Genomic DNA, 22,715 nt, shown 5'->3' on the forward strand with positions numbered 1-22,715 from the left:
AGTTATAGCGAATGATAGTCGCGGTTCATATAGAGAAGCGCGGGCTTCGCTTCATTGTAGCGTACCGCCACGACCTCACCGAAAATGATGTGGTGGGTCGACATTTCCTTGATTTCCATAACCCGACAATCAAAGGAAGCAAGCGCGTCGTGAAGGACCGGCGCGCCTGTGACCAGCTTGTCGAAACGGCCGGTCGCAAAACGCTCCTCGTTGGAGAGTTGTATGCGGCCGGAGAAAGCGTCGGCAAGGGTCTGGTGATGCGCTGCCAGCGTATTCAAAGCAAACACACCGCTGCGGAAAAAGATTTCGTTCTTTGGGTTGCTGTTGTTCAGGCAGACCAGAACCGTGGCTGGACTATCGGATACCGAGCAGGCCGCAGTGATCGTGACGCCGCGACGCTCTTCGCCAATCGTCGTCGTCACCAGTTGCACATGACCTCCAAAGCGGCTCATCGCATCGCGGTAAAGGCGCGGGTCGATTGGTTGCTTGTTCAACAAAGGCATTCTCCATCCGGCATCGCCGGCTTGCTGTTTTCTCTAATATGAAGGTGATCGGTTACCTTTTCTACAAGCACTTATGGATGCCTATGAATTCAACCGCTTGTAAGGCCACGCAACCGATCCCAAAAGCTCGGATCAATGAGAACATAGGGGACGGTTCCTAAAACTCCCAAAACCTAACCCATTGAAATCATGCTTCCTACATATTTTCTACAAAACGTAGGCGAAAGGCCTCCTGATTGCGCGTTTTTCTTTGACGATCGATGTCGGACGGATAAAAGAGCAGGATAAACGAGAGGGACCTTCGTCTTAATGAGTACTTTGCGTGGCCTAGCACTTCTGCCGATGCTGCTCTTTGCGGCCGCAGAATGCCATGCCGCCGGCCTGACGATTGGTGTCGTTGCGCCACAAGAAGGTAACCTTGCGCCAATTGGGGCGCAGATCATCGCGGGCGCCTCAGCAAAGATCCAGCAGGACGGCGACACCATCGTCACCATCGGAGAAACTTGCGCGGAAAATAGCGGCGCGGCGATCGCTGACGCATTGATCAATGCCAATGTTCAGGTAGCCATAGGGTTTCTCTGCAGCGAGACGCTGGAAGGCGCGCTGCCGAAGCTGAAGGACGCGAACATCCCGGCGATCACCGTTTCGGTGCGCTCTCGGATCCTCATGGAAGACGCGCTCAAGAATGGTTGGCCATTGTATCGTCTGGCGCCGGCCGATGGAGCCGAAGCCGAAAAGATCATCGATGTGATCCTGCGCGATTGGACAGCCGCGCCAATCGCTCTGATCGAGGACGGCACGATCCATGGTCGCGAGCTTACGGAAGCAATCCGCAATGCACTTGAGGAAAAAGGCCTCAAACCCGTCTTCACCGACACCTATCGACCGGGCCAGGAGCAACAGATCGCGCTCGTGCGAAGGTTGAAGAGAGCGGGGGCGACAAAGGTCTTCGTCGGCGGGGATCGCAGCGATGTCGCCGTTATTGCGCGGGACGCGGCTGCAGAAAAGGTTCAGCTCGATATTCTCGGCGGCGATGCAATGCGTGCTGCCAATCAACCGCTTGCACTCGCGGACGGCGTTCTCGCTGTTGCCCTGCCCGACGATGCTGCGCGTCCTGAGGCAAAGCCGGTGGTCGATGCGTTCCGGGCCAAGGGCGTGGAACCGGAGGGGTATGTCCTACCCGCCTACGCTGCGGCTGAAATAGCGACGAAGGCAGCCCATGATGCAGGTGCGGATGACAGGCCAGTCGCGCAGCACATCGGCGGGACCTCCTTCGAAACGGTAATTGGCAAGATCGCTTTCAACGCCGGCCATGAACTGGCCGAAAACCCCTACCGCCTGCTGCAGTGGCATGCGGGTTCGTTTGTGCCGCCAAGCACTCCGGTCGAATAGATTTGACACTGCTGCGGCCTGCCTTCTACGGAGAGACTTCAATGACCACGCCCATTCGCATCGCGCCATCCGTCCTCGCGGCCGATTTCGCCAAACTCGGGCAGGAAGTGCGTGACGTTACGGCAGCCGGAGCCGATTGGATTCATCTCGACGTCATGGACGGTCACTTTGTTCCGAACATTTCCTTTGGCCCTGACGTGATCAAGTCACTGCGATCCTACACGGACGCCGTGTTCGATTGCCACCTGATGATCGCGCCTGTTGACCCGTATCTCGAGGCCTTCGCCAAGGCGGGCTGCGACCGCATCACAGTCCACGCCGAAGCCGGGCCACATCTTCACCGCTCGCTCCAGACGGTGCGCAGCCTCGGCAAGAAAGTCGGCGTCACCATCAATCCCGCCACGCCGCTCTCGGCTATCGAAAATGTCCTCGATGACATCGACCTGATCCTCATCATGTCGGTGAACCCCGGCTTTGGCGGCCAGAAATTCATTCCCGCGATGGCGGACAAGATCGCGGCCGCTCGGTCACTCATCGGTGACAGACCTATCGACCTTGAAGTCGATGGCGGAGTGACCGTCGAGACTGCACCGATCATCGGTAAGGCCGGCGGGAACGTCCTCGTCGCCGGTTCGGCCGTATTCAAGGGTGGCTCCGTCGACGCCTACAAGGCAGCCATCAGCGCGCTGCGTAGCGCTGCAGAAGGCAAATCGAAGTCGTGATGAAAGTAGGCCGTCCTTGATCTCCGAGCGGCTCAAGGCGGCCCGCCCGCCGCTTTCCGACCTCCTCCTGGGCGCCGTTCTCTGGGGCGCGCAGATGCTGGCATCCTCCATGGCAGCACTCTATCTCCGAAACGGGATGGAGACGGCCCATGTCCGCGATCTGGCTTTGCTCTACTTTACCGGCGGCCTGCTCGCCTGGCCGTTCATCTTGCCTTTAGGGCGCTTCTTTGCGCATGGCAGATCCCTGGAAACTCGCTTTGCTGCATTCTTCACGGCGCTCGCCGGCGGGACCATCCTCATGACGGCCTTTCTCTTTGCGATGGACTATCGGGTGTTCTACTCCGCCTGGCACGCTCCTTTCGGCTCCCTTACCTGGGTGTTTCAGTTCCTCTTTACCGGCGCCAGTGCCGTCTATCAGTTTGCCGTGCTGGGCATCCGTCTTTTCCTTCCGCTAGGGCTGCTCTGCCTTTTCGGAACAAGTATCGCGCTTGCAAAACGCATGCGTTGAGATTGCCGCCTGTCTTTGCTACAGGGGCGCCAGCATTCCTTTTACGAACGAAAGCAGGAAGCCATGATCCCGCGCTATTCCCGGCCTGAGATGGTCGCCATCTGGTCGCCCGAGACCAAATTCCGCATCTGGTTCGAAATCGAGGCTCACGCCTGCGATGCCCTTGCCGAACTTGGAGTCATTCCGAAGTCCGCTGCAAAGACGATCTGGGAACGCGGCGGCGCTGCGACGTTTGACGTCGCACGCATCGATGAGATCGAGGCCGTGACCAAGCACGACGTCATCGCCTTTCTGACGCATCTTTCGGAAATCGTCGGCCCCGACGCACGTTTCGTCCACCAGGGCATGACGTCATCGGACGTTCTCGACACCACGCTCAACATACAGCTCGTCCGTGCTGCAGACATTCTCCTTGCCGATATGGACCGCCTGCTTGCGGCGCTCAAGGCACGCGCTTTCGAGCACAAGGACACGGTCCGCATCGGACGCAGTCATGGCATTCACGCCGAGCCGACGACGATGGGTCTGACGCTGGCCCGCTTCTATGCCGAGATGAGCCGCAACCGGGCGCGCCTTGTGGCCGCGCGCGCAGAAATTGCAACCGGCGCCATTTCCGGCGCTGTCGGTACGTTTGCCAACATCGACCCGCGTGTCGAGGAACACGTTTGCGCCAAGCTCGGCCTGGTGCCGGAGCCTGTTTCGACGCAGGTCATTCCGCGCGATCGCCATGCCATGTTCTTCGCCATCCTCGGTGTCATCGGCTCCTCGATCGAAAACGTCGCAATCGAAATCCGCCACATGCAGCGCACGGAAGTACTGGAAGCCGAGGAATACTTCTCGCCTGGCCAGAAGGGCTCGTCCGCCATGCCGCACAAGCGCAATCCGGTTCTGACCGAGAACCTGACCGGTCTTGCCCGCCTGGTGCGCATGTCGGTCGTTCCGGCGATGGAGAACGTCGCCCTCTGGCATGAGCGCGACATCAGCCATTCGAGCGTCGAGCGTGCCATCGGTCCCGACACGACGATCACGCTCGACTTCGCTTTGAACAGGCTGGCCGGCGTCATCGAAAAGCTCGTGGTCTATCCCGACAACATGGTGAAGAACCTGGATAAGTTCCGTGGTCTCGTGCATTCGCAGCGCGTGCTTCTGGCGCTGACGCAGGCGGGCGTTTCCCGAGAGGACGCGTATCGGCTCGTCCAGCGCAACGCGATGAAGGTGTGGGAACAGGGCAAGGACTTCCTCGAGGAACTGCTGGCTGACGCGGAAGTCCGTGCGGCGCTTCCCGAAGAGGCGATCCGCGAGAAGTTCGATCTGGGCTATCATACCAAGCACGTCGATACGATCTTCAAGCGCGTATTCGGCACGGCATGAGTTGAACATCGGAACGGCGCCTACAGGGGCGCCGTTTTCCGTTTTGGCTTTCGTGGCTTTGCCGGTTTCTCTTTACCAACGCTCTCGCTGGCCGTTTTGCCAGGAGCTTGCGATCGGTTCGGGCCGCGGCCTTCATGTACGCCCCTCGCAGCCTTGGCGACGATACGATCCAAATGTTTCAAATCCTCTTCGTCGAGATGTTCGATACCGATGAAGCGGTTTTCTGCGTGGCTCGTGAGTATGATTTCGTCGAGTTTCGCCTGAACAGCACGCGCATCCCTTGTTTGGGCGTTCTGCAACACGAAGACCATCAGAAACGTGATGATCGTCGTTCCTGTATTGATAACAAGCTGCCAAGTCTCCGAGAAACCGAAGAGCGGGCCTGTTGCGGCCCATATCACGACGAGCAGCACAGCCAGTACAAATGTCACCGGTTTGCCTGCCCATTCTGAGGTCGTGCTGGCGAAGCGAGTGAACAGATGTTGTTGCTTGGCCATGATCACCTCCCTCAGGCGTTCGTTCGAGCGAAACTCCAAGGGAGGTGAGGTAGTTCCAACCTTGCTCCGTCAGACGACGGGCGGTGCAACCATCTTCCGATAGAGATGCCAGCTTGCGTGGCCGAGGATCGGCATGACGAGTGCAAGTCCGACAAACAGTGGAATCGTGCCGACGATAAGGCTGACGGCAATGATCAGTCCCCAGCAGAAAACCGGGATCGGATTGGCGACCGTCGCTCTGACCGATGTTTCCATTGCGCAGACGAGGCCGACATCCCGATCGAGCAGCAGCGGGAAGGTTACGACGGTCGTTGCAAGGACGATTATTGCAAACCCCAGACCAAGCACATGTCCCCAGATGATCAGCTGCACTCCCTCAGGTGTACCGAAAATCTCGGACAGAAATACGGAAATCGATCGTGGGAAAACGTCCCCGAAGACGCCTGTATAGAGCGTCTGCGCGGCGACGAGCCATACGACGAAGAAGCCGAACAAGAGCAGCCCGCCTGCAATGATCGAGGGGAAAGCTGGCGATCTCGTAACATCCAGGGCATGCCTCCAGGAAGTGTCTTCACCGGCTTCGCGCCTGCGGCTGATCTCATAGAGTCCGATCGCGGCGATGGGGCCGATGAGCGCAAAGCCTGAGATCAGTGGAAAGATCATCGGCAAAAGGTTGGCACTCGAGGTCGCGAGAGCAAGAAAGACGCCGGCAATCGGATACATCAGACACAGAAACACATAGTGGGATGGTTTTTCTCGAAAATCGTCGAGCCCGCGCCGAAGCGCATCGAAGACATCCGCAACGCTGATCTTGTTGACGACCGGACGTGTGTAAACGTCGCTAGCACCCGACATAACATGGAATGCCGTCATGGCTTTCTCCTCCTCAGCCAAGATAACCGGCAGCGAAGGCATCGGCGAAAACGCCGATACGAGACGCAACCGGCACTGCCGAAAACATAACAAATTTCGTCGGGCTTGTCCCACCCTCCCTTGACATCACCGCTAAGCTCTCTCACATCCGCGCCATCATGAAAGCCTCAGACGCAGAAATCCTCATCATTCCCGGCTATACGAATTCCGGCCCCGACCATTGGCAAAGCCGCTGGGAGGCAAAGCTCAGCACTGCTCGCCGTGTCGAGCAGGCGGAATGGTCGAAGCCGGTTCGTGACGATTGGGTAGCCCGCATCGCCGAAGAGGTGAATGCGGCAACGCGACCAGTTGTATTGGTCGCGCATTCGCTCGGTATCCCGTCGACGGTGCACGCCATTCCCCTGTTTCGCAACAAGGTAGCGGGCGCGTTCTTCGTCGCGCCCCCGGATGTCGCCAACCCGGCCATCCGTCCGAAGCACCTGATGACGTTCGGCCCCTACCCGCGCGATCCCTTGCCCTTTCCGACGATCACGATCGCCAGCCGCAACGATCCGTTCGGCAGCTACGAGCATGCCGATGACATAGCGGCGAGTTGGGGATCGCTTTTGATCGATGCAGGCGAATCCGGGCACATCAACAGCGAATCCGGTCATGGACCCTGGCCGGAGGGAACCATGGTGTTTGCCCAGTTCTTGAGCCGTCTGAAACCCTGACCCTCGGCGACCGCTGCCGGCGACGACAGCAGTGCTACGTTTCCCGCCCTTTACCGTCGATATCAGTGTGCCTAGTCGCCCTCTCCGCGAATGAAGAAGACGCCCGCCAAGCCCACGAGCACGATGCATTGCAGTATGAACATCGGCCATTCTGGAGACATGACCCATTCCCTCCGCGATTGGTGCGATATAGGGCGCCATCAAGAAAGTGCATGCACATTACAGAAAAATTATCAGCTGCAACACATTTGCTGCAACTCGCTCCGGCACTCGGACACAAGAATCAATCAACGCGATATGGGGATAACGTCGCGCAAGCCAGTGATCTCAAGTACTTGATGTGTATAAGCGTTTGTTTTTTAACGATTATTATTTTTCGTCCGTTAATGGCTGTTTAATTCAATGAATGGCAAGATGCATACACGCTAAAAGAGCGAGTATGCAGATTGAAGCAAGTAAATCCGGACAAATTGGTCGGGTCAAAAACAAAGTCCGGAGCCGAGCCCTACGACGGTAACGCGGCCACCCTAAGTGGTGCCGATCTCTCGGAACGTGAAAGCCGTTGGAACTATGCCCTCGTCGGATCCGGCCTTGGCGTCTGGGACCACAATCTTCGTCTGGGCAAGCGCTACTACTCCGATACGTGGAAGATCATGCGGGGTATGGCTCCCGACGAGGAAGCCGACGGCGACTACGACGCGTGGATCGAACTTATTCACCCGGACGATCGCGATTTCGTTGTAAAAGCCATCGAACGGCAGAACGCCGGCGATCCCGGCTATCAGATTTTCGAGTACCGCGAGCGACATAGGAACGGTCATTGGATTTGGATCGAATGCCGTGGCGCTTGCGTGGAATGGGATGAGGACGGCGCCCCTGCCCGGCTCGTCGGCACCGATACCGACATTACCGAGCGGAAGGAGGCCGCCGAACGGCTTGCGCATGTGTCCCGGCGGCTCGATCTCGCCCTCGACATTTCCGATATCGGCGTCTTCGAGGCTGATATTGAGAACGGTACTGTGGATTGGGACGACCGCCTTCTGGCAATCTACGGCATGACCGACACCTCGCCTGCCAACACGAGCAGCACTTGGGAGGCTTCGCTCCATCCCGACGACCGGGACCGCGTCCTGGCAACGCTCGAGGAGAGCGTCGCCACCAACACCGACTTCCAGCATGAGTTCCGCATTATCAGGCAGGACGGTATCGAGCGCGTCATTCGCGCAAAGGCCGCCTTCTTTGTCGACAGTGACGGGCGTCGCAAGCTCATTGGCGCGAATTGGGATGTTACCGCGGAAGTGAGGCTCAATAACGAACTGCAGCGCGCCAAGGATCTTGCGGAGGCTCGGAACAAGGAACTCGAGAGCGCCAAGGAGAATATCGAGCACCTGGCGCTGCATGACTATCTCACCGGGCTGCCAAACCGCCGATACCTGGACCGCAAGCTGGACGAATGTTCTGCCGAGTGCCGCCGAACGGGGCTCTCTCTCGCCATCCTCCACATCGATCTAGACCGCTTCAAGCAGATCAACGACACGCTCGGCCACCGCGCTGGCGACGCAATGCTCAAGCACGCCGCCCAGGTCTTGAGGGGTAGTGTCCGCTCCACCGATTTCGTTGCTCGCATTGGCGGCGACGAATTCGTCGTCTTGTGCACTCTAGACGTCACGCCGAGGAAAATCTCGAATCTGGCAGAGCGCATCATACGTGAATTGTGCAAGCCGATCCGCTACGAAGGTCACGATTGCCGCTTTGGCGGGAGCATCGGGATCGCCACGGACAGCGGTCCGGCGCTGGACGCCAAGCAACTCCTGTTGAATGCCGATATCGCGCTCTACCGCGCAAAGAGCGGTGGACGCAATCGTCACGAGTTCTTCTCGACCGATGAGCGCCGACGGATCATTGCCAGCAAACGTCTGGCCGACGAGATTTTGCTCGGTCTCGAGCGGGGAGAATTCATCCCATTCTACCAATTGCAGTTCGACGCCCAAACGCTTGACGTGGCCGGCGTCGAGACGCTGGCGCGTTGGCAGCACCGGGAACACGGCCTGCTTGCGCCGGACAGGTTCCTGACGATCGCAGAAGACTTGGATGCGGTGTCCACCATCGACGGCCTTATTCTCGATCAGGCGCTGGTCGACCGCGCCCGATGGGAGAAGGAGGGGCTATTTATCCCGAAGATCGCCGTCAATGTCTCTGCACGCCGTCTTGGTGACCCAAACCTCGCGAAAAAGCTTCGCAGCTTGAAGATCGAGCCAGGGTCGATCTCGTTCGAGCTGCTTGAATCGATCTCCCTCGACGACTGTGACGATGCCGTCATCGGCAACCTAAGGCAGTTGCGCCGCCTTGGCATCGACATTGAGATTGATGATTTCGGCACCGGTCACGCGTCCATCGTCAGCCTGCTGAAGCTGAGCCCGAAGACGTTGAAGATCGACCGCGAACTCATCCGGATGCTGCCCCATTCTGCGGAGCAGCGAAAGCTGGTTCGCTCCATCATCGACATCGGTCGTTCACTCAACATCCTCGTCACCGCGGAGGGCGTCGAGACGATGGATCATGTCCGCATCCTCGGTGATCTGGGCTGCGACATGCTTCAGGGCTACGCCCTGGCCCGTCCAATGCCAGCTCTGCAGATCCCTCCATTTGTACGCGCCGCCTCGTGGCGCAGCGCGGAGGGACGAAGCCTGCAGCATGACCTGCGCAAGTCGGGCGCCAGATAAAGGCTTGCATGACGCAGCCACTCGGGTTGCGTCACATTCCGTTAGCCGCGAAAAACCTGTAAACTACTTCCCAGAAAGTCTTCGATTCTCTTAGCGGCACTCCGGAACTCCCGGATTCCGGGGAAGGAGTGACAGGCGGATTGTGAAACCCTCGCTTTTCCTTTAAGGGGACGCCACGAGATCGATCCACTCGCGCTATCCCAAGAGCGCCAACGATAGAGAACAATTGCAATGAACCGTCGCCGCCGTATTTACGAGGGCAAGGCAAAGATTCTGTATGAGGGCCCGGAGCCGGGCACGCTGATCCAGTTCTTCAAAGACGATGCCACCGCCTTCAACAAGAAAAAGCACGAAGTCATCGATGGCAAAGGCGTTCTGAACAACCGCATTTCGGAATACATCTTCAGCCATCTGAACAAGATCGGCATTCCGACCCACTTCATCCGCCGTCTCAACATGCGCGAGCAGCTGATCCGCGAAGTGGAGATGATCCCGCTCGAGATCGTTGTCCGCAACGTTGCCGCGGGTTCCCTGTCCAAGCGCCTGGGCATTGAGGAAGGCGTGGTGCTGCCACGTTCGATCATCGAGTTCTACTACAAGTCCGACGCGCTCGACGACCCTATGGTTTCCGAAGAGCACATCACTGCATTCGGCTGGGCAAATCCCGCCGAGCTCGATGACATCATGGCGCTCGCCATTCGCGTCAACGACTTCATGACTGGTCTTTTCCTCGGCGTCGGCATCCAGCTTGTGGATTTCAAGATCGAGTGCGGTCGCCTCTATGAAGGCGACATGATGCGCATCATCCTGGCCGACGAGATTTCGCCGGACTCCTGCCGTCTGTGGGATATCGACACTCGCGAGAAGATGGACAAGGACCGGTTCCGCCGCGACATGGGTGGACTTCTCGAAGCCTATTCGGAAGTTGCGCGTCGCCTCGGCATCATCAATGAGAACGAACCCGTGCGTGGCACCGGTCCGGTACTCGTGAAGTAAACTTTCAGGCCAAGCAAGACAGGGAAAACAAAGTGATTAAGGCTCGTGTAACCGTCACGCTGAAAAACGGCGTTCTCGATCCGCAGGGCAAGGCAATCGAAGGCGCACTCAGTGCTCTCGGATTCGATGGCGTCGGCCATGTCCGTCAGGGCAAGGTGTTTGACGTCGAACTCGAAGGCGCCGACAAGGCGAAAGCGGAGAGCGACCTCAAGGCAATGTGCGAGAAACTCCTCGCAAATACCGTGATCGAGAACTATAATATTTCCGTCGACTAATCTGCTCGTGGAGCGCACTCGATGGCTGAATTGACGCAGGAGCTCATGCTTGAGTTGTTGACGAAAATGCACGAGCACATCGATACGCTGGATGCGTCGCTGGGTGAGATCAGGAGCGAAATGCATTGCATGCGCGACACGATGACCTCGATGCAGCAGGAAATACACAGTATCTACGGTGTCCTCGGTCGGCATGAAGGCCGGCTGGAGCGAATTGAAAAGCGTCTCGTACTCAGAGAACTTGCAGAAGCACAAACAAGGTTTTAGCCGCAGTCATGAAATCAGCCGTCGTTCAACTTCCGGGTCTCAATCGCGATCGAGACATGATCGCAGCACTGACGAAAATTTCCGGTCACGCGCCGGTGACGATCTGGCAAACGGAGACTGATATTCCGGATGTCGACCTGATTGTCATTCCCGGCGGCTTTTCCTACGGCGACTACCTCCGTTGCGGCGCGATCGCGGCGCGGATGCCGGTCATGCAGGCGATCATCGAGAAGGCGAACAAGGGCGTCAAGGTTCTGGGCGTATGCAACGGCTTTCAGATCCTGCTTGAAGCGGGTCTGCTGCCCGGCGCGCTGATGCGCAATGCCTCGCTCAAGTTTGTCTGCCGTGAGATCAAGCTCGAAGTCATAAACGCCGATACGGATTTCACCCGCGCCTATTCCAAGGGCCAGATCATTCGCAGCCCTGTGGCTCATCACGACGGCAACTATTTCGCCGACGCCGAGACCCTGACGAAGATTGAAGGCAATGGCCAGGTGGTCTTCCGCTACGCCGAAGGCACCAATCCGAACGGCTCGTTGAATGACATTGCCGCCGTCATGAACGACAAGGGCAATGTCCTCGGCATGATGCCGCATCCCGAAAACCTCATCGAAGCAGCACATGGCGGTTCCGACGGCCGTGGCCTGTTCGCTTCGGCTCTCGAGGTAATCGCTGCTTAACCTTCGGCACGTAAGAGGCCATTCATCCGGTCCATTGGAGCAAGATTGATGCGCCCTCGCCTTTCGACGACACGTGTTTTCGCCATTGCCGCGACAGCGGCGCTGGTCGCGTCATGCCAATCGAACACGCCGGTCAAGGGTCCTGATCGCAGTGCGTTGTCGACAATGGAGCGCGTTGCGCTTGGCGCGAATGCTTGCTGGTTCAAATCGGGCGACGCTGCTTTTGCGGCCTACAAGTTGGCGCTGGAACTAAATTCCTTCTCCGGTCGTCCACGCATTCTCGTCGTGCACAAGGGAAGCCCCGAAAGCCGTCCGTTGCTGGTCGTTCAGGCCGAAGGCAACCCCTCCAAGCTCGACGCATTTGGCCCCATGATGCAGAGCCCAACCGGGCCGCGGATCGCCAAGGACGTTACCCGCTGGGCTTCCGGCGGCAAGGCCTGCGGCTAATCAGTCCCAGAAGAACGATTTACCAGCCTCCTTGCGCGCTTCCGCGCGAGTGACGCCGATGTCCAACAATTCGTCATCAGTCAGATCGCGCAAGGCCCTGCGGCTCGCCCGTTTCTGATGCCACAGCGATAACCGTCCCCAAGCGGATCGCAGCATTGTCTGGATGTTGAGGGTAGCGCGTGAGTTTTGCGAAGCACGGTATTGAATCGATTGCACCTGAGAAGATAAAGGTGCAATCCGAGGCTCGTCATCTGACACAACAGACATGTAACTCTCCAAGCGGAATTGTATCTGCAATGGAGATAATGTTGACAGCCATAGGGTGACAATATAGAGAATTGTCATCATGACAACTTGGCTCCCAGACGTTTCCCGCGGTTCCGGCCCGGTGTATCTCCGCATTGCGGACAGTATTGAATCAGCCATTGCCAGTGGGACGCTGCCCGCCGGCAGCAAATTGCCGCCACAACGAAACCTCGCCTACGATATCGGCGTGACAATCGGGACAATCGGGCGAGCATATGCATTGGTGCATGAGCGCGGCCTTGTGGCGGGAGAAGTCGGCCGCGGGACCTACGTGCTGGATCGCGCCGAGACGGCGCCTGGTAACCAGCCCGATCCGCTGACCATTGCACTCGGCGGCACGCGCCCGATCGATGCGCCGGCCGGCAAGATTCGCTTCGATACCACTGCTGCCCCGGATCTTGGGCAAGGCAAGATCATCGGCAGCGTCCTTGCTGCAATCGGTGAGGAGCAGCTTTCCGAGATCTCGTCCTATTCGCGAGTGTTCCCCCAAAACTGGTACGAAGCCGGGCGGCGTTGGCTGGCCAGAAATGATTGGACGCCTGAAACTGAAAACATCGTCCCGACACTCGGGGCTCACGCGGCAGCTGTGTCCGTCATCTCGGCCGTGTCATCGCCGGGTGACAAGATCGTCTTCGAAGACCTGAGCTATACGCAGGTCAGCCGCAGCGCGCGTATTCTGGGTCGTCGCACCATTACAGTGGAGTCCGACGAGAACGGCGTGCTGCCGGATGACTTCGAACGCCTCTGCCTTCAGCAGCATCCCAAACTCGCGTTCCTGATGCCGACTGCGCACAATCCGACACTGGCAACCATGCCTTATGAACGCCGGGCTCGAATTGCCGAAATTGCCCGCCGGCACGGGGTCTGGCTGATCGAGGACGATCTCTACGGCGGAATGACCGGAGACGAAAATCCCCTGCTTGCATCGCTCGCACCCGATCGCACGTTCCTGATCAGCGGCCTTTCGAAGTCGGTGGCTGCCGGCGTGCGCGGCGGCTGGGTCGCCTGCCCGCCACATTTTGCACAGCGGATCAAGGTGACGCACAAGATGATCACTGGCGGTCTGCCTTTCATCCTGGCCGAGGCTTGCGCCCGCCTCGTTTTGAGCGGGCAGGCACACGACATCCGCAAGGCAAGTGCAGCGGAGCTCACGTTACGTGAACGGCTCGCCAGGGAGCAATTGCAGGGCTACGACTTCGTATCGCATCCGCATGTGCCATTCCTCTGGCTGAAGCTGCCCGATCCCTGGCTCTCCGGAACCTTCAAGAACGCCGCATACAGAGATGGCGTCCTGATCGACGACGAGGATGAGTTCAAGGCAGCTCGCGCTGAGAAAGTCTATCATCGCGTACGGACCGGATTCTCCTCGCCGCGCAACCGCGAAGATTTGGTTGCGGGATTGATGACATTGCGACGCCTGCTGGAAAGCGGCGGCGCGGGCTACGACGGCGAGATTTAAGACTGCGTCAGAAGAGCCGCAGGTCGGTTACAAATTCTAACTCGCTGCAAGTGTCGCCTTTCGATATCTGCCGTCTGTTAAAAGGCGGCATTTTCCTGTCGCGCGTTTCATTCAGTTAGGCTAAAGACACCGCAATCGCGCAACGGCAGGGACTTCCGAGAGCTCATGACCATTTCTAATACCCGCCCGATCACCTCCGAACTCATCGCTGCCCACGGCCTGAAGCCGGACGAGTATCAGCGGATATTGGACCTGATCGGTCGCGAGCCGACCTTCACGGAGCTCGGCATCTTTTCGGCCATGTGGAACGAGCACTGCTCCTACAAGTCCTCCAAGAAGTGGCTGCGCACCCTGCCGACCAAGGGCCCGCGCGTCATTCAGGGACCGGGTGAGAATGCCGGTGTCGTCGACATCGACGACGGTGATTGCGTCGTCTTCAAGATGGAGAGCCACAACCACCCGTCCTACATTGAGCCCTATCAGGGTGCGGCAACGGGCGTCGGCGGTATTCTGCGCGACGTTTTCACTATGGGCGCCCGTCCGATTGCGGCTATGAATGCGCTCCGCTTTGGCGAGCCGGACCATCCGAAAACCCGTCACCTCGTGTCCGGCGTTGTCTCGGGCGTCGGTGGCTACGGCAATTCCTTCGGCGTACCGACGGTCGGCGGCGAAGTAGAGTTCGACGCCCGCTACAATGGCAACATTCTGGTGAACGCTTTTGCCGCAGGTCTTGCCAAGTCGAACGCCATCTTCCTCTCGGAAGCCAAGGGCGTCGGCCTGCCGGTGGTTTATCTCGGCGCAAAGACCGGCCGCGACGGTGTCGGCGGTGCGACGATGGCCTCGGCCGAATTCGATGAGTCAATCGAAGAGAAGCGCCCGACGGTTCAGGTCGGCGACCCCTTCACCGAAAAGTGCCTGCTGGAAGCCTGCCTTGAACTGATGCAGACCGGTGCCGTCATCGCGATCCAGGACATGGGAGCTGCCGGCCTCACCTGCTCTGCGGTCGAAATGGGCGCCAAGGGCGACCTTGGAATCGTGCTCGATCTCGATACCGTGCCTGTGCGTGAAGAGCAGATGACGGCTTATGAAATGATGCTGTCCGAGAGCCAGGAGCGCATGCTCATGGTTCTTGAACCGGAAAAGGAAGCCGTCGCAAAGGCAATCTTCGTCAAGTGGGGCCTCGATTTTGCGATCGTGGGCAAGACGACCGACGACCTGCGCTTCCGCATCATTCATCAGGGCGAAGAAGTCGCCAACCTGCCGATCAAGGATCTCGGCGACCAGGCGCCGGAATATGATCGTCCGTGGCGCGAGTCGGACAAGCGTGCTCCATTGCCGGCAAACCTTGTCGCTGCGCCGGCCGACTATGGTCAGGCACTGCTCCAGCTCGTGGGTTCGCCGAACCAATCCAGCCGCCGTTGGGTCTACGAGCAGTACGATACACTGATCCAGGGCAATTCGCTCCAGCTCCCGGGCGGTGATGCCGGCGTCGTTCGCGTCGAAAACCATCCGACCAAGGCGCTTGCGTTCTCGTCCGACGTGACGCCGCGTTATGTCGAGGCCGATCCGTTCGAAGGCGGCAAGCAGGCGGTCGCGGAGTGCTGGCGCAACATCACCGCAACCGGCGCGGAACCGCTCGCGGCCACCGACAACCTGAACTTCGGCAATCCGGAGAAGCCCGAAATCATGGGGCAGTTCGTTCAGGCCGTGAAAGGCATTGGCGAAGCTTGCCGGGCGCTCGATTTCCCGATCGTCTCGGGCAACGTCTCTCTCTACAACGAAACCAACGGTGTCGCGATCCTGCCGACGCCGACGATCGCCGGTGTCGGCCTTCTGCCCGATTGGAAGCACATGGCCCGCATTGGCGGCGCCTCGAATGGCGACAAGGTCATAATGATCGGTACGGACGGCAGCCATCTCGGCTCGTCGATCTACCTGCGTGACATCGTCGGCAACACCGATGGCCCGGCACCCGAGGTGGACCTTTTTGCAGAACGCCGCAACGGCGACTTCGTCCGCTCGGTCATTCGCAACGGCCAGGCAACGGCCTGCCACGATATCTCGTCCGGTGGTCTTGCGATTGCTCTTGCCGAAATGGCGATGTCGTCAGGCAAGGGCCTCAAGATTGGCCTCGGCGAAGGCAAGGGCGCCCCACACGCGCTGCTGTTCGGTGAAGATCAGGCCCGTTATGTCCTGACGGTGCCGGCTGACGTGGCGAACTTCGTCTGCGCCAACGCCGAAGGTGCCGGCGTCCCGTTCCGTCGCCTCGGCACGGTCGAAGGCGAAAGCCTTGTCGTCGACGATCTTCTGTCGCTGCCGATTCAGCAATTGCGCGACGCCCATGAATCATGGTTCCCTGATTACATGGAAGGCCATGGCACGCTCGCTGCCACGGAATAATGCGCAAGGAGTAAACGATCATGCCTATGAAACCCGGTGACATCGAAGACATGATCAAGGCCGGCATCCCCGGTGCCAAGGTGACCATTCGCGATCTTGCGGGCGACGGCGATCACTATGCAGCTGAAGTCGTCGCGGAGGCGTTTCGCGGCAAGAGCCGCGTGCAGCAGCATCAGATGGTCTATGAGGCACTCAAGGGGAACATGGGCGGCATATTGCATGCCCTGGCGCTGCAGACATCGGCACCCGACTGATATCGAACGCGAGATGCCCGGTCATAAGCCGGGCATTTTGCTATAGCCGGTTTCGCTGAGCACCGACGCAGGGTATGGGCCAGCCGTCAAAAGCGTGAAATCGAAGGGTGCCTGCAAGTCGGGTCCGAGCACATACTGCCTGTGAACGCGCAGAAAGTCCTTCTTGATCTTCCGGTAGTGCTCGGTGGTCAGCATCTGCTTCACGCGGATGAATATCATCTTGGCAGCCGGCGCGTCCCTATGCCCGCAGACTGCCACTACCGGTACCTTGTAGAAGTGTATTGCGTCCGTCAGATACTGGACATCCAGCCACCTGATGTTGCGGCATCGGGCAATGAGGCCGACACGTAACCGTAATTTCCGCGCAGGGCGCAGCAGCGCGCATTGCAGGATCGCCGCTCCGAGCGTCGCAAACACAATCCGCTTACCCTCGAATATCGCCGGATCCCGCTCGATGAGCATGCCGACCACATGGGTGGCAACGCTCGAGCCCATGCTGTGAGACGAAATCACATACTCGTCCGCAGGCTCTGACAATGCCGTCCGCGCGGCCACGACGCAGCGCTCGAGCCATAGGTTGAACTCCGGATCACTCATTCGGGCGAGAGCAATCGACATGCGCCAGTCCGCAAAGAGATGCAGTGTGTAGAAACGCTCGGCAAACGGCAGGAACACCAACACAAAGAAGAACGCCGCGATGGCCACGCTCCAAAGAAGATGAAGTGCGGGCAACTCCAGTCCGATCGGGATGGCGGCGATCGTCGCACTCAGCGCGAAGCCGAGAATCATCATCAGGAACGGAAAGATGAAGAAAAGTCCGAACCGCCAAGCGTGCCGGAAATAGCCGGCAGCCCCGCCATAGACAATGATCTGCAGTGCGCTCCAATAACCTAAGAGAATCTGGGTCGTCCGGCTGCCCGTTCTAAGTTTTTCGACAAGCGTATTGTGGTCGAAGACATGTATGTGGCTGCTGGCTTCCCAGCCATCCGCACGCGTCTGCACCGTAAAGCTCGTTGAGTCCGGCTTGTGTTCCGCCTCGCCTGTCAGTGCTGAGAAGTTCCAGGTGGCAGCGCTCTGCTTCGCCGAACGTTCGTATCGTGCTCTGTGAGCACGCCCATCAAGTGGCTCGAACCCCGGAAAATGGAGCACGACCCTTTTGGAAATCAATGTCATTATTGTCTTTCTTGGCCGCGGGCGCGGCGAATAATTGCTGCGCCGCAATCGCGAAGAAATGTGGCGAAATCCGGGTGGGTTCCGCTTGCGCGGCCTTCACTCGCGATCGGTCGGGTCAGTTGGGAGAGGGCGTAACGCAAGCGCAACAATCCGTCACTCGCAAACCGATAGGGTGCTCTTTTTTTGGCCTGCCCTGCTGGAATTCCGTCGATCACATGCTATCTAAGCTTAACGATTGAAACGGCGGGCCTTTAACTCGCCTGTGGAAAGGATTAGGTCCCTATGAGCGGTATCAACGAATTCATCGACAACGAGATCAAGAGCAACGACGTCGTCCTCTTCATGAAGGGCACGCCGCAGTTTCCGCAGTGTGGATTCTCCGGCCAGGTCGTGCAGATTCTCGATTACATCGGCGTCGACTACAAGGGCATCAACGTGCTCGCTGACTCTGAAATCCGCCAGGGCATCAAGGATTATTCCAACTGGCCGACGATCCCGCAGCTCTACGTGAAGGGCGAGTTCATCGGCGGCTGCGACATCGTCCGGGAAATGTTCCAGGCCGGCGAGTTGCAGCAACACCTGCAGGAACACGGCGTCACCGTTCGCGGCGCAGCCTGACCTGCCCGGTCACCGGACGCTTCGCCCGGTTTCCAAATCTTGTATTTTGAGTCCGAGGCGCTGTGCTGAACAGCGCCTTGGCCCGTTTATGGGAATTTCATTGTGACAGATTCATCACAAGCCGTGCACGCGGGCCGATTGCCCATGGGCAAAGGGGAATTCATTGCGCTCGCCGCCTTTCTGATGGCGGTCAACTCGCTCGCGATCGACATCATGCTTCCGGCGCTCCAGCAAATCGGTGCGAGCCTTGGCGTTGAGAGTGAAAATCATCGCCAGTTTGTCGTTTCTGCGTATCTCCTCGGCTTTGGCTCGGCGCAACTGTTCTACGGCCCCCTCTCCGATCGCTTCGGCCGCCGCCTGCCGCTTTTGATCGGCCTTGCGATTTATATCTGTTCCGCCCTTGGGATCGCACTCGTGCCGACTTTCACCGGTCTCCTCGTGCTTCGCTTCATCCAGGGTATTGGTTCCGCAGCTACACGCGTCATCACCATCTCCATCGTGCGAGACGTCTACGGCGGTCGCCAGATGGCAGAGGTCATGTCGCTTATCATGATGGTCTTCATGATCGTCCCCGTCATCGCGCCGGGGAGCGGTCAGATCATCATGTTTTTCGGCAGTTGGCACCTGATCTTCGTCTTTATCGCCGTGATGGCAGCGTTGATTTCGGGTTGGGCCTACATGCGCCTTCCCGAGACATTGCATCCTTCGAACGTGCGGCCGTTCACGGCGCGCTCCGTCATCGGCGGCTTCAAGCTAGTTCTCACGAACCGCATCGCGCTCTGCTACACGATCGCGACCACCTTCATCTTCGGATCGCTGTTCGGGTTCATCAATTCGGCCCAGCAGATCTACGTAGGGATCTATGATCTCGGCGCCTACTTTCCGCTCGCTTTCGCCGGTGTCGCCGTCTTCATGTCGCTGTCGTCGTTCCTTAACTCGCGGCTCGTCGGCAAGTTCGGGATGCGGCGCCTGTCGCATGGTGCACTTACCGGCTTCATCGCCGTCAACACCATTTGGCTCACAGCGCTCCTCCTCGGGCCGCACCCGATGCCATTCTTCCTCTTTATCAGTTTCTTCGGCCTGGCGATGTTCCAGTTCGGCTGGATCGGCTCGAACTTCAATTCGCTTGCCATGGAGCCGCTCGGTCATGTTGCGGGAACGGCCTCGTCCGTGCTCGGCTTCATGAGCACCGTCGGCGGCGCCCTGATCGGCGCCGGCATCGGACAGGCCTTCAACGGCACCGCACTCCCGATGGTCGCAGGCTATTTCACCGTCTCGATCATCGGTCTGATCTTCGTTTTGATCGCAGAAAAAGGGCGCCTCTTCCAACCGCATAATCCCGCGGTCTGAAGGGGACGCCCGCCTCGTATTTCAGGATTTCCATTATGACGCCACCACATAAACCTCATGTTGAGAATCAGGGCTCCCGCCGAATAGGCATGGGCTTCGTTGAATTTGTCATCACCATCGCCATCATGACCGCCAGTGTCGCGATGGCGATCGACAGCATGTTGCCCTCCCTGCCCGCGATCGGTCATTCGCTCGGTGTCACCAACGCCAACGATACGCAGCTGGTGATTGGCGTCTTTTTCCTCGGCTTCGGCGTGTCGCAGATCATCTTCGGCAGCCTGTCTGATACCTTCGGCCGCCGGAACATCCTGCTTGGCGGCCTTGCCGTCTATGTGCTCGCCATGTTCGCTGCTGCCGCCACCGGCAGCTTCGAAATGCTGCTGATCATGCGCTTCGTCCAAGGCCTCGGCGGTGCAGCTGTTCGCATCACCACCATGGCGATCGTTCGCGACTGCTTCGGCGGCCGCGAGATGGCGCGCGTCATGTCCTATGTGATGATCGTCTTCATGATCGTTCCGATCGTGGCGCCTTCCGTCGGTCAGTTGATCATCACCTACGCCAACTGGCACTGGATTTTCATCCTGCTTGGCATCGTCGGAGCCATCCTGTTCGTCTGGGCAGCACTGCGTTTGAAGGAGTCCCTGCCAAAGGACGAGCGTATCCCCCTGTCGGTCGGCTCCGTTGTCGACGGTTTCAAGACCGTTCTGACCAACAAGATAACGTGCGGCTACATGATCGGCCTCACCATGTTCACCGCCGTCATCAGCGCCTATGTGATCTCGGTCCAGCAGGTTTTCGGCGAGGTCTACGGCCTCGGCGATTGGCTGCCGATAGCATTTGCGGCAACAGCAGGCGGTATCGCGGTGGCGAACTTCGCCAACGGCTTCTTCGTCCGCAAGTTCGGCATGCGCCGCATTTCGCACGTTGCCATGATCCTGTTCACGATCGTCTCCGCGATCGGTTTCCTCAAAGCTCTCGGCGGCCGTCCGGATTTCGCCTTCGCCTATGCGCTGTTCACGATCCTGTTGATGATGTTTGCCGTCATTGCCACCAATTTTACCGCAATCAGCCTGGAACCCATGGGCAACCTCGCGGGCACCGCGACAGCCATTACCGGCTTCGTATCGACGACGTTCGGCGCGATCCTCGGCGGCACCGTCGGACAACTGTTCAACGGGACTGTGCAGCCGCTCTTCGGCGGCTTCGCGGTGTTCGGGGCAATCAGCATCGCGGCAACGCTCTGGGCCGAAGGCGGCAAGCTGTTCACACATCCGGGTGACAGCCCGCAGATCGATCCAGGCGCCGGGCATTTCTAGTACACCTGCATGACGTTCCTTGTCGCCCGCAACACATCGTTGCGGGCGAAGCTTTTTCAGCGTTAGAGCCTTTCAGGGTTAAATTGAAGCGTTCTGTTGGCTCAAACGGAGTCGAATGGTCGACCGGCCGGCGCGCGTCGTAGCCACGTTCTACGGCCAAGCCGGCCGGTCGATCAGACGGCCCGTTTCAGCCAACCCGAAGGGCCGGGGCATCTTTCCGCCAGGATCAAAACGCGATCGGCTCGGACGTACCAAGGGGTATGCCCCTCGCCAATCGCCTTTGCCCTGACGAAAACCTGCTCCGGCAGAACGCTTCAATTTAACCCTGAAAGGCTCTAGTGCCACACAAGGGCGACCGACAGAGCCAGCGCAAACCCCATGCCGATATTGAAGAACCTCGCCGAACGCGGGGTACGCAGAAGCTGGGCAACGAGAACGCCCAGGACAAGCCAGATAAATCCCGCCGGAAACGCAGCAGCTGCAAACAGCGCGCCCATCCACAACGCGCCGCTGGCCTCCGCGTGATGCGAGGACACAAGAAAGGTGCTGCCTGCACTCAGCGCAACCAGCCAGCCTTTCGGGTTCAGCCACTGGAACAAAAAGGCCTGCCGAAATCCGACCGCCTGCGTCTGTCCGCCAGCATCGACCGCGCCTGAGTTGGCGATCTTCCAGGCGAGCCACAGCAGAAACAGAGATCCCGCCAGCTTCGTTGCTACTACGATGGCCGGCGCCGCAGCGACTATTTCTCCGACACCGAGGGCGCTCAGAACAATCATCACGCCCATCCCCAGCGACGCACCGAGCGGACAACCGATGCCTCTCAAGGCGCCGACAGCGGCACCGGTAGACAGCATCATGGTGTTACTGGGTCCCGGTGTAACCGCCGCGATAAATGCAAACAGCAGGAATGCCAGCGCCTGCGAGGTATCCATCTCTCCCTCCTCGTCATTTCGAAAGATGAGAGAGTATTTACGACTGGCGTGCCTGCTCGTATTGTACGTCTGTGCGCACTGCGTTGCGCAGAGGTGTCAGATCGTGAAGACTTCACGCCGCAGAATGTCCCAACAGTCCTTGTCGGGCGCAATCAGCAAGCCGCCACTGGTGTGATGAGGCAGGTAAGGCGAGCCGTCAAAACGGGCCGCATGGGCGCCAGCCTCGATGCTGATCAGCGTGCCGGCGAGATGATCCCACGGCATGAGCTTGTTATACATCAGGTAGTGCACGTGACCGCCAGCAAAGGCGCGGTACTCATGGGCTGCGCAGCGATAGTTGGCAAGGAACCGAACCTTGGCCAGATTGGCAAGAATCTCGCTGCGCTTCGGCTTCGGCAGGAAACCTGTCGATGCCATGCCGACCATCTCTTCAAGCGCGACAGGTGCCGCAACCGATAGCCGCTCCGCTTCTCCGCCAGGACGCCGAAGCCATGAGCCGCCGCCCTTCTCTCCGATCACCCAGTCGTCGCCCATCGGGTCGTAGATGATGCCGGCAACCGTTTCCCCCTTGGATATAACCGAGGCCATCACGCCGAAGGCCGGAATGCCCGAGGCGAAGTTGAACGTGCCGTCGACAGGGTCCACGACGATGGCAAGATCCGCTCCCTCGATCTTGCCGAGGAGATCGGGATCCGCCGCGACCGACTCCTCTCCCACGAACACCGCATCCGGCCACAACGCGGCGGCTTCCGCCTTGATCATCCGCTCCGCCTGCAGGTCGGCTTCCGTCACCAGATCGGTCGCCTCACTCTTGGCGCGCACGTCATCGCTCCCAAGTCGACGGAAACGCGGCAATATCTCTGCCTTCGCCGCCCGCCTCAGGAGATCGGCAAGCGACGTTACATCTATCGTGGAACTCATGGACTTTCCTTCTTTGGCG

At 58.9% G+C, this 22,715-nt stretch carries 24 protein-coding genes; 17 read left to right on the forward strand and 7 right to left on the reverse strand.

What is annotated here, in order from left to right; translation table 11 throughout:
* Positions 1 to 2: 2 nt before the first annotated feature.
* The gene (locus JNB88_RS15355; protein ID WP_220356204.1) at positions 3 to 497 is read right to left on the reverse strand and encodes a flavin reductase; all 495 of its coding nucleotides are present in this window, start codon (positions 495 to 497) and stop codon (positions 3 to 5) included.
* 315 nt (positions 498 to 812) lie between these two features.
* On the opposite strand from JNB88_RS15355, the gene JNB88_RS15360 reads away from it, so the two are divergent.
* From JNB88_RS15360 to purB, 4 genes are all read left to right on the forward strand, one after another.
* The gene (locus tag JNB88_RS15360) at positions 813 to 1,895 is read left to right on the forward strand and encodes a branched-chain amino acid ABC transporter substrate-binding protein (RefSeq protein WP_220356205.1); all 1,083 of its coding nucleotides are present in this window, start codon (positions 813 to 815) and stop codon (positions 1,893 to 1,895) included.
* Between the two features lie 41 nt (positions 1,896 to 1,936).
* Entirely contained in the window at positions 1,937 to 2,617 is a 681-nt protein-coding gene (gene rpe, locus JNB88_RS15365; RefSeq protein WP_220356206.1) for a ribulose-phosphate 3-epimerase, read from the forward strand.
* A 16-nt stretch (positions 2,618 to 2,633) separates the two neighbouring features.
* Positions 2,634 to 3,125, forward strand: coding sequence for a hypothetical protein (locus tag JNB88_RS15370; RefSeq protein ID WP_220356207.1), 492 nt, complete (start codon positions 2,634 to 2,636; stop codon positions 3,123 to 3,125).
* 63 nt (positions 3,126 to 3,188) lie between these two features.
* A complete protein-coding gene (gene purB / locus JNB88_RS15375) occupies positions 3,189 to 4,496 on the forward strand; it encodes an adenylosuccinate lyase (RefSeq protein WP_220356208.1) in 1,308 nt (435 codons plus the stop codon).
* Positions 4,497 to 4,516: 20 nt separating this feature from the next.
* Here purB and JNB88_RS15380 read toward each other — a convergent pair whose 3' ends face one another.
* Both JNB88_RS15380 and JNB88_RS15385 read right to left on the reverse strand, forming a co-directional pair.
* Complete coding sequence (locus tag JNB88_RS15380; protein WP_220356209.1) at positions 4,517 to 4,993, reverse strand: low affinity iron permease family protein; 477 nt, start codon at positions 4,991 to 4,993, stop codon at positions 4,517 to 4,519.
* A gap of 69 nt (positions 4,994 to 5,062) precedes the next feature.
* Positions 5,063 to 5,866 (reverse strand): DUF2189 domain-containing protein, encoded by an 804-nt coding sequence (locus JNB88_RS15385; RefSeq protein ID WP_220356210.1) that lies wholly within the window; start codon positions 5,864 to 5,866, stop codon positions 5,063 to 5,065.
* Positions 5,867 to 6,024: 158 nt separating this feature from the next.
* On the opposite strand from JNB88_RS15385, the gene JNB88_RS15390 reads away from it, so the two are divergent.
* The 7 genes from JNB88_RS15390 (at position 6,025) to JNB88_RS15420 (ending at position 11,967) form a co-directional block, all read left to right on the forward strand.
* Entirely contained in the window at positions 6,025 to 6,579 is a 555-nt protein-coding gene (locus JNB88_RS15390) for an RBBP9/YdeN family alpha/beta hydrolase (protein WP_220356211.1), read from the forward strand.
* A gap of 446 nt (positions 6,580 to 7,025) precedes the next feature.
* Complete coding sequence (locus JNB88_RS15395) at positions 7,026 to 9,302, forward strand: putative bifunctional diguanylate cyclase/phosphodiesterase (RefSeq protein WP_220356212.1); 2,277 nt, start codon at positions 7,026 to 7,028, stop codon at positions 9,300 to 9,302.
* A gap of 231 nt (positions 9,303 to 9,533) precedes the next feature.
* The gene (gene purC, locus JNB88_RS15400) at positions 9,534 to 10,298 is read left to right on the forward strand and encodes a phosphoribosylaminoimidazolesuccinocarboxamide synthase (RefSeq protein WP_007532892.1); all 765 of its coding nucleotides are present in this window, start codon (positions 9,534 to 9,536) and stop codon (positions 10,296 to 10,298) included.
* A gap of 32 nt (positions 10,299 to 10,330) precedes the next feature.
* Complete coding sequence (gene purS / locus JNB88_RS15405; protein ID WP_220356213.1) at positions 10,331 to 10,573, forward strand: phosphoribosylformylglycinamidine synthase subunit PurS; 243 nt, start codon at positions 10,331 to 10,333, stop codon at positions 10,571 to 10,573.
* A gap of 21 nt (positions 10,574 to 10,594) precedes the next feature.
* Positions 10,595 to 10,840, forward strand: a complete 246-nt coding sequence (locus JNB88_RS15410) for a hypothetical protein (RefSeq protein WP_037128142.1) — start codon at positions 10,595 to 10,597, stop codon at positions 10,838 to 10,840.
* 8 nt (positions 10,841 to 10,848) lie between these two features.
* Entirely contained in the window at positions 10,849 to 11,520 is a 672-nt protein-coding gene (gene purQ, locus JNB88_RS15415) for a phosphoribosylformylglycinamidine synthase subunit PurQ (RefSeq protein ID WP_220356214.1), read from the forward strand.
* Between the two features lie 48 nt (positions 11,521 to 11,568).
* Entirely contained in the window at positions 11,569 to 11,967 is a 399-nt protein-coding gene (locus tag JNB88_RS15420; RefSeq protein ID WP_220356215.1) for a hypothetical protein, read from the forward strand.
* Here the strand turns inward: JNB88_RS15420 and JNB88_RS15425 are convergent, their stop codons facing one another.
* Positions 11,968 to 12,315, reverse strand: a complete 348-nt coding sequence (locus JNB88_RS15425; RefSeq protein WP_420832190.1) for a DUF1127 domain-containing protein — start codon at positions 12,313 to 12,315, stop codon at positions 11,968 to 11,970. It abuts the gene before it with no gap.
* Between JNB88_RS15425 and JNB88_RS15430 the strand changes: the two genes are divergently transcribed.
* From JNB88_RS15430 to JNB88_RS15440, 3 genes are all read left to right on the forward strand, one after another.
* Positions 12,314 to 13,732 carry an aminotransferase-like domain-containing protein gene (locus JNB88_RS15430; protein ID WP_220356216.1) on the forward strand — a complete coding sequence of 473 codons (1,419 nt, stop codon included), beginning with the start codon at positions 12,314 to 12,316 and terminating at the stop codon, positions 13,730 to 13,732. The genes JNB88_RS15425 and JNB88_RS15430 overlap by 2 nt on opposite strands.
* A 165-nt stretch (positions 13,733 to 13,897) precedes the next feature.
* Positions 13,898 to 16,132: a phosphoribosylformylglycinamidine synthase subunit PurL gene (gene purL / locus JNB88_RS15435; protein WP_220356217.1), complete on the forward strand. Its 2,235-nt coding sequence runs from the start codon at positions 13,898 to 13,900 to the stop codon at positions 16,130 to 16,132.
* Positions 16,133 to 16,152: 20 nt separating this feature from the next.
* A complete protein-coding gene (locus JNB88_RS15440; RefSeq protein ID WP_007789538.1) occupies positions 16,153 to 16,386 on the forward strand; it encodes a BolA/IbaG family iron-sulfur metabolism protein in 234 nt (77 codons plus the stop codon).
* Between the two features lie 21 nt (positions 16,387 to 16,407).
* Here the strand turns inward: JNB88_RS15440 and JNB88_RS15445 are convergent, their stop codons facing one another.
* A complete protein-coding gene (locus JNB88_RS15445) occupies positions 16,408 to 17,559 on the reverse strand; it encodes a hypothetical protein (protein WP_220356218.1) in 1,152 nt (383 codons plus the stop codon).
* 282 nt (positions 17,560 to 17,841) lie between these two features.
* Between JNB88_RS15445 and grxD the strand changes: the two genes are divergently transcribed.
* The 3 genes from grxD (at position 17,842) to JNB88_RS15460 (ending at position 20,843) form a co-directional block, all read left to right on the forward strand.
* The gene (grxD, locus tag JNB88_RS15450; protein ID WP_007532908.1) at positions 17,842 to 18,177 is read left to right on the forward strand and encodes a Grx4 family monothiol glutaredoxin; all 336 of its coding nucleotides are present in this window, start codon (positions 17,842 to 17,844) and stop codon (positions 18,175 to 18,177) included.
* Between the two features lie 144 nt (positions 18,178 to 18,321).
* Positions 18,322 to 19,527 (forward strand): multidrug effflux MFS transporter, encoded by a 1,206-nt coding sequence (locus JNB88_RS15455; protein ID WP_220356219.1) that lies wholly within the window; start codon positions 18,322 to 18,324, stop codon positions 19,525 to 19,527.
* 35 nt (positions 19,528 to 19,562) lie between these two features.
* A complete protein-coding gene (locus JNB88_RS15460) occupies positions 19,563 to 20,843 on the forward strand; it encodes a multidrug effflux MFS transporter (protein WP_220356220.1) in 1,281 nt (426 codons plus the stop codon).
* Between the two features lie 335 nt (positions 20,844 to 21,178).
* Here JNB88_RS15460 and JNB88_RS15465 read toward each other — a convergent pair whose 3' ends face one another.
* The gene (locus JNB88_RS15465; RefSeq protein ID WP_220356221.1) at positions 21,179 to 21,775 is read right to left on the reverse strand and encodes a LysE family translocator; all 597 of its coding nucleotides are present in this window, start codon (positions 21,773 to 21,775) and stop codon (positions 21,179 to 21,181) included.
* 96 nt (positions 21,776 to 21,871) lie between these two features.
* A complete protein-coding gene (locus tag JNB88_RS15470; protein WP_220356222.1) occupies positions 21,872 to 22,696 on the reverse strand; it encodes an inositol monophosphatase family protein in 825 nt (274 codons plus the stop codon).
* Positions 22,697 to 22,715 lie beyond the last annotated feature (19 nt).

It is taken from the genome of Rhizobium cauense (assembly GCF_019511525.1).
Classification (GTDB): Bacteria; Pseudomonadota; Alphaproteobacteria; order Rhizobiales; family Rhizobiaceae; genus Rhizobium; species Rhizobium cauense.

What these genes read in the sequence shown, in the direction of transcription:
- JNB88_RS15360 (WP_220356205.1), top strand. Translation starts at nt 813, where the DNA reads ATGAGTACTTTGCGTGGCCTAGCACTTCTGCCGATGCTGCTCTTTGCG.
- rpe (WP_220356206.1), top strand. Translation starts at nt 1,937, where the DNA reads ATGACCACGCCCATTCGCATCGCGCCATCCGTCCTCGCGGCCGATTTC.
- purB (WP_220356208.1), top strand. Translation starts at nt 3,189, where the DNA reads ATGATCCCGCGCTATTCCCGGCCTGAGATGGTCGCCATCTGGTCGCCC.
- JNB88_RS15380 (WP_220356209.1), bottom strand. Translation starts at nt 4,993, where the DNA reads ATGGCCAAGCAACAACATCTGTTCACTCGCTTCGCCAGCACGACCTCA.
- JNB88_RS15385 (WP_220356210.1), bottom strand. Translation starts at nt 5,866, where the DNA reads ATGACGGCATTCCATGTTATGTCGGGTGCTAGCGACGTTTACACACGT.
- JNB88_RS15390 (WP_220356211.1), top strand. Translation starts at nt 6,025, where the DNA reads ATGAAAGCCTCAGACGCAGAAATCCTCATCATTCCCGGCTATACGAAT.
- purC (WP_007532892.1), top strand. Translation starts at nt 9,534, where the DNA reads ATGAACCGTCGCCGCCGTATTTACGAGGGCAAGGCAAAGATTCTGTAT.
- JNB88_RS15410 (WP_037128142.1), top strand. Translation starts at nt 10,595, where the DNA reads ATGGCTGAATTGACGCAGGAGCTCATGCTTGAGTTGTTGACGAAAATG.
- purQ (WP_220356214.1), top strand. Translation starts at nt 10,849, where the DNA reads ATGAAATCAGCCGTCGTTCAACTTCCGGGTCTCAATCGCGATCGAGAC.
- JNB88_RS15420 (WP_220356215.1), top strand. Translation starts at nt 11,569, where the DNA reads ATGCGCCCTCGCCTTTCGACGACACGTGTTTTCGCCATTGCCGCGACA.
- JNB88_RS15430 (WP_220356216.1), top strand. Translation starts at nt 12,314, where the DNA reads ATGACAACTTGGCTCCCAGACGTTTCCCGCGGTTCCGGCCCGGTGTAT.
- JNB88_RS15425 (WP_420832190.1), bottom strand. Translation starts at nt 12,315, where the DNA reads ATGATGACAATTCTCTATATTGTCACCCTATGGCTGTCAACATTATCT.
- purL (WP_220356217.1), top strand. Translation starts at nt 13,898, where the DNA reads ATGACCATTTCTAATACCCGCCCGATCACCTCCGAACTCATCGCTGCC.
- JNB88_RS15440 (WP_007789538.1), top strand. Translation starts at nt 16,153, where the DNA reads ATGCCTATGAAACCCGGTGACATCGAAGACATGATCAAGGCCGGCATC.
- JNB88_RS15445 (WP_220356218.1), bottom strand. Translation starts at nt 17,559, where the DNA reads ATGACATTGATTTCCAAAAGGGTCGTGCTCCATTTTCCGGGGTTCGAG.
- grxD (WP_007532908.1), top strand. Translation starts at nt 17,842, where the DNA reads ATGAGCGGTATCAACGAATTCATCGACAACGAGATCAAGAGCAACGAC.
- JNB88_RS15455 (WP_220356219.1), top strand. Translation starts at nt 18,322, where the DNA reads ATGGGCAAAGGGGAATTCATTGCGCTCGCCGCCTTTCTGATGGCGGTC.
- JNB88_RS15460 (WP_220356220.1), top strand. Translation starts at nt 19,563, where the DNA reads ATGACGCCACCACATAAACCTCATGTTGAGAATCAGGGCTCCCGCCGA.
- JNB88_RS15465 (WP_220356221.1), bottom strand. Translation starts at nt 21,775, where the DNA reads ATGGATACCTCGCAGGCGCTGGCATTCCTGCTGTTTGCATTTATCGCG.
- JNB88_RS15470 (WP_220356222.1), bottom strand. Translation starts at nt 22,696, where the DNA reads ATGAGTTCCACGATAGATGTAACGTCGCTTGCCGATCTCCTGAGGCGG.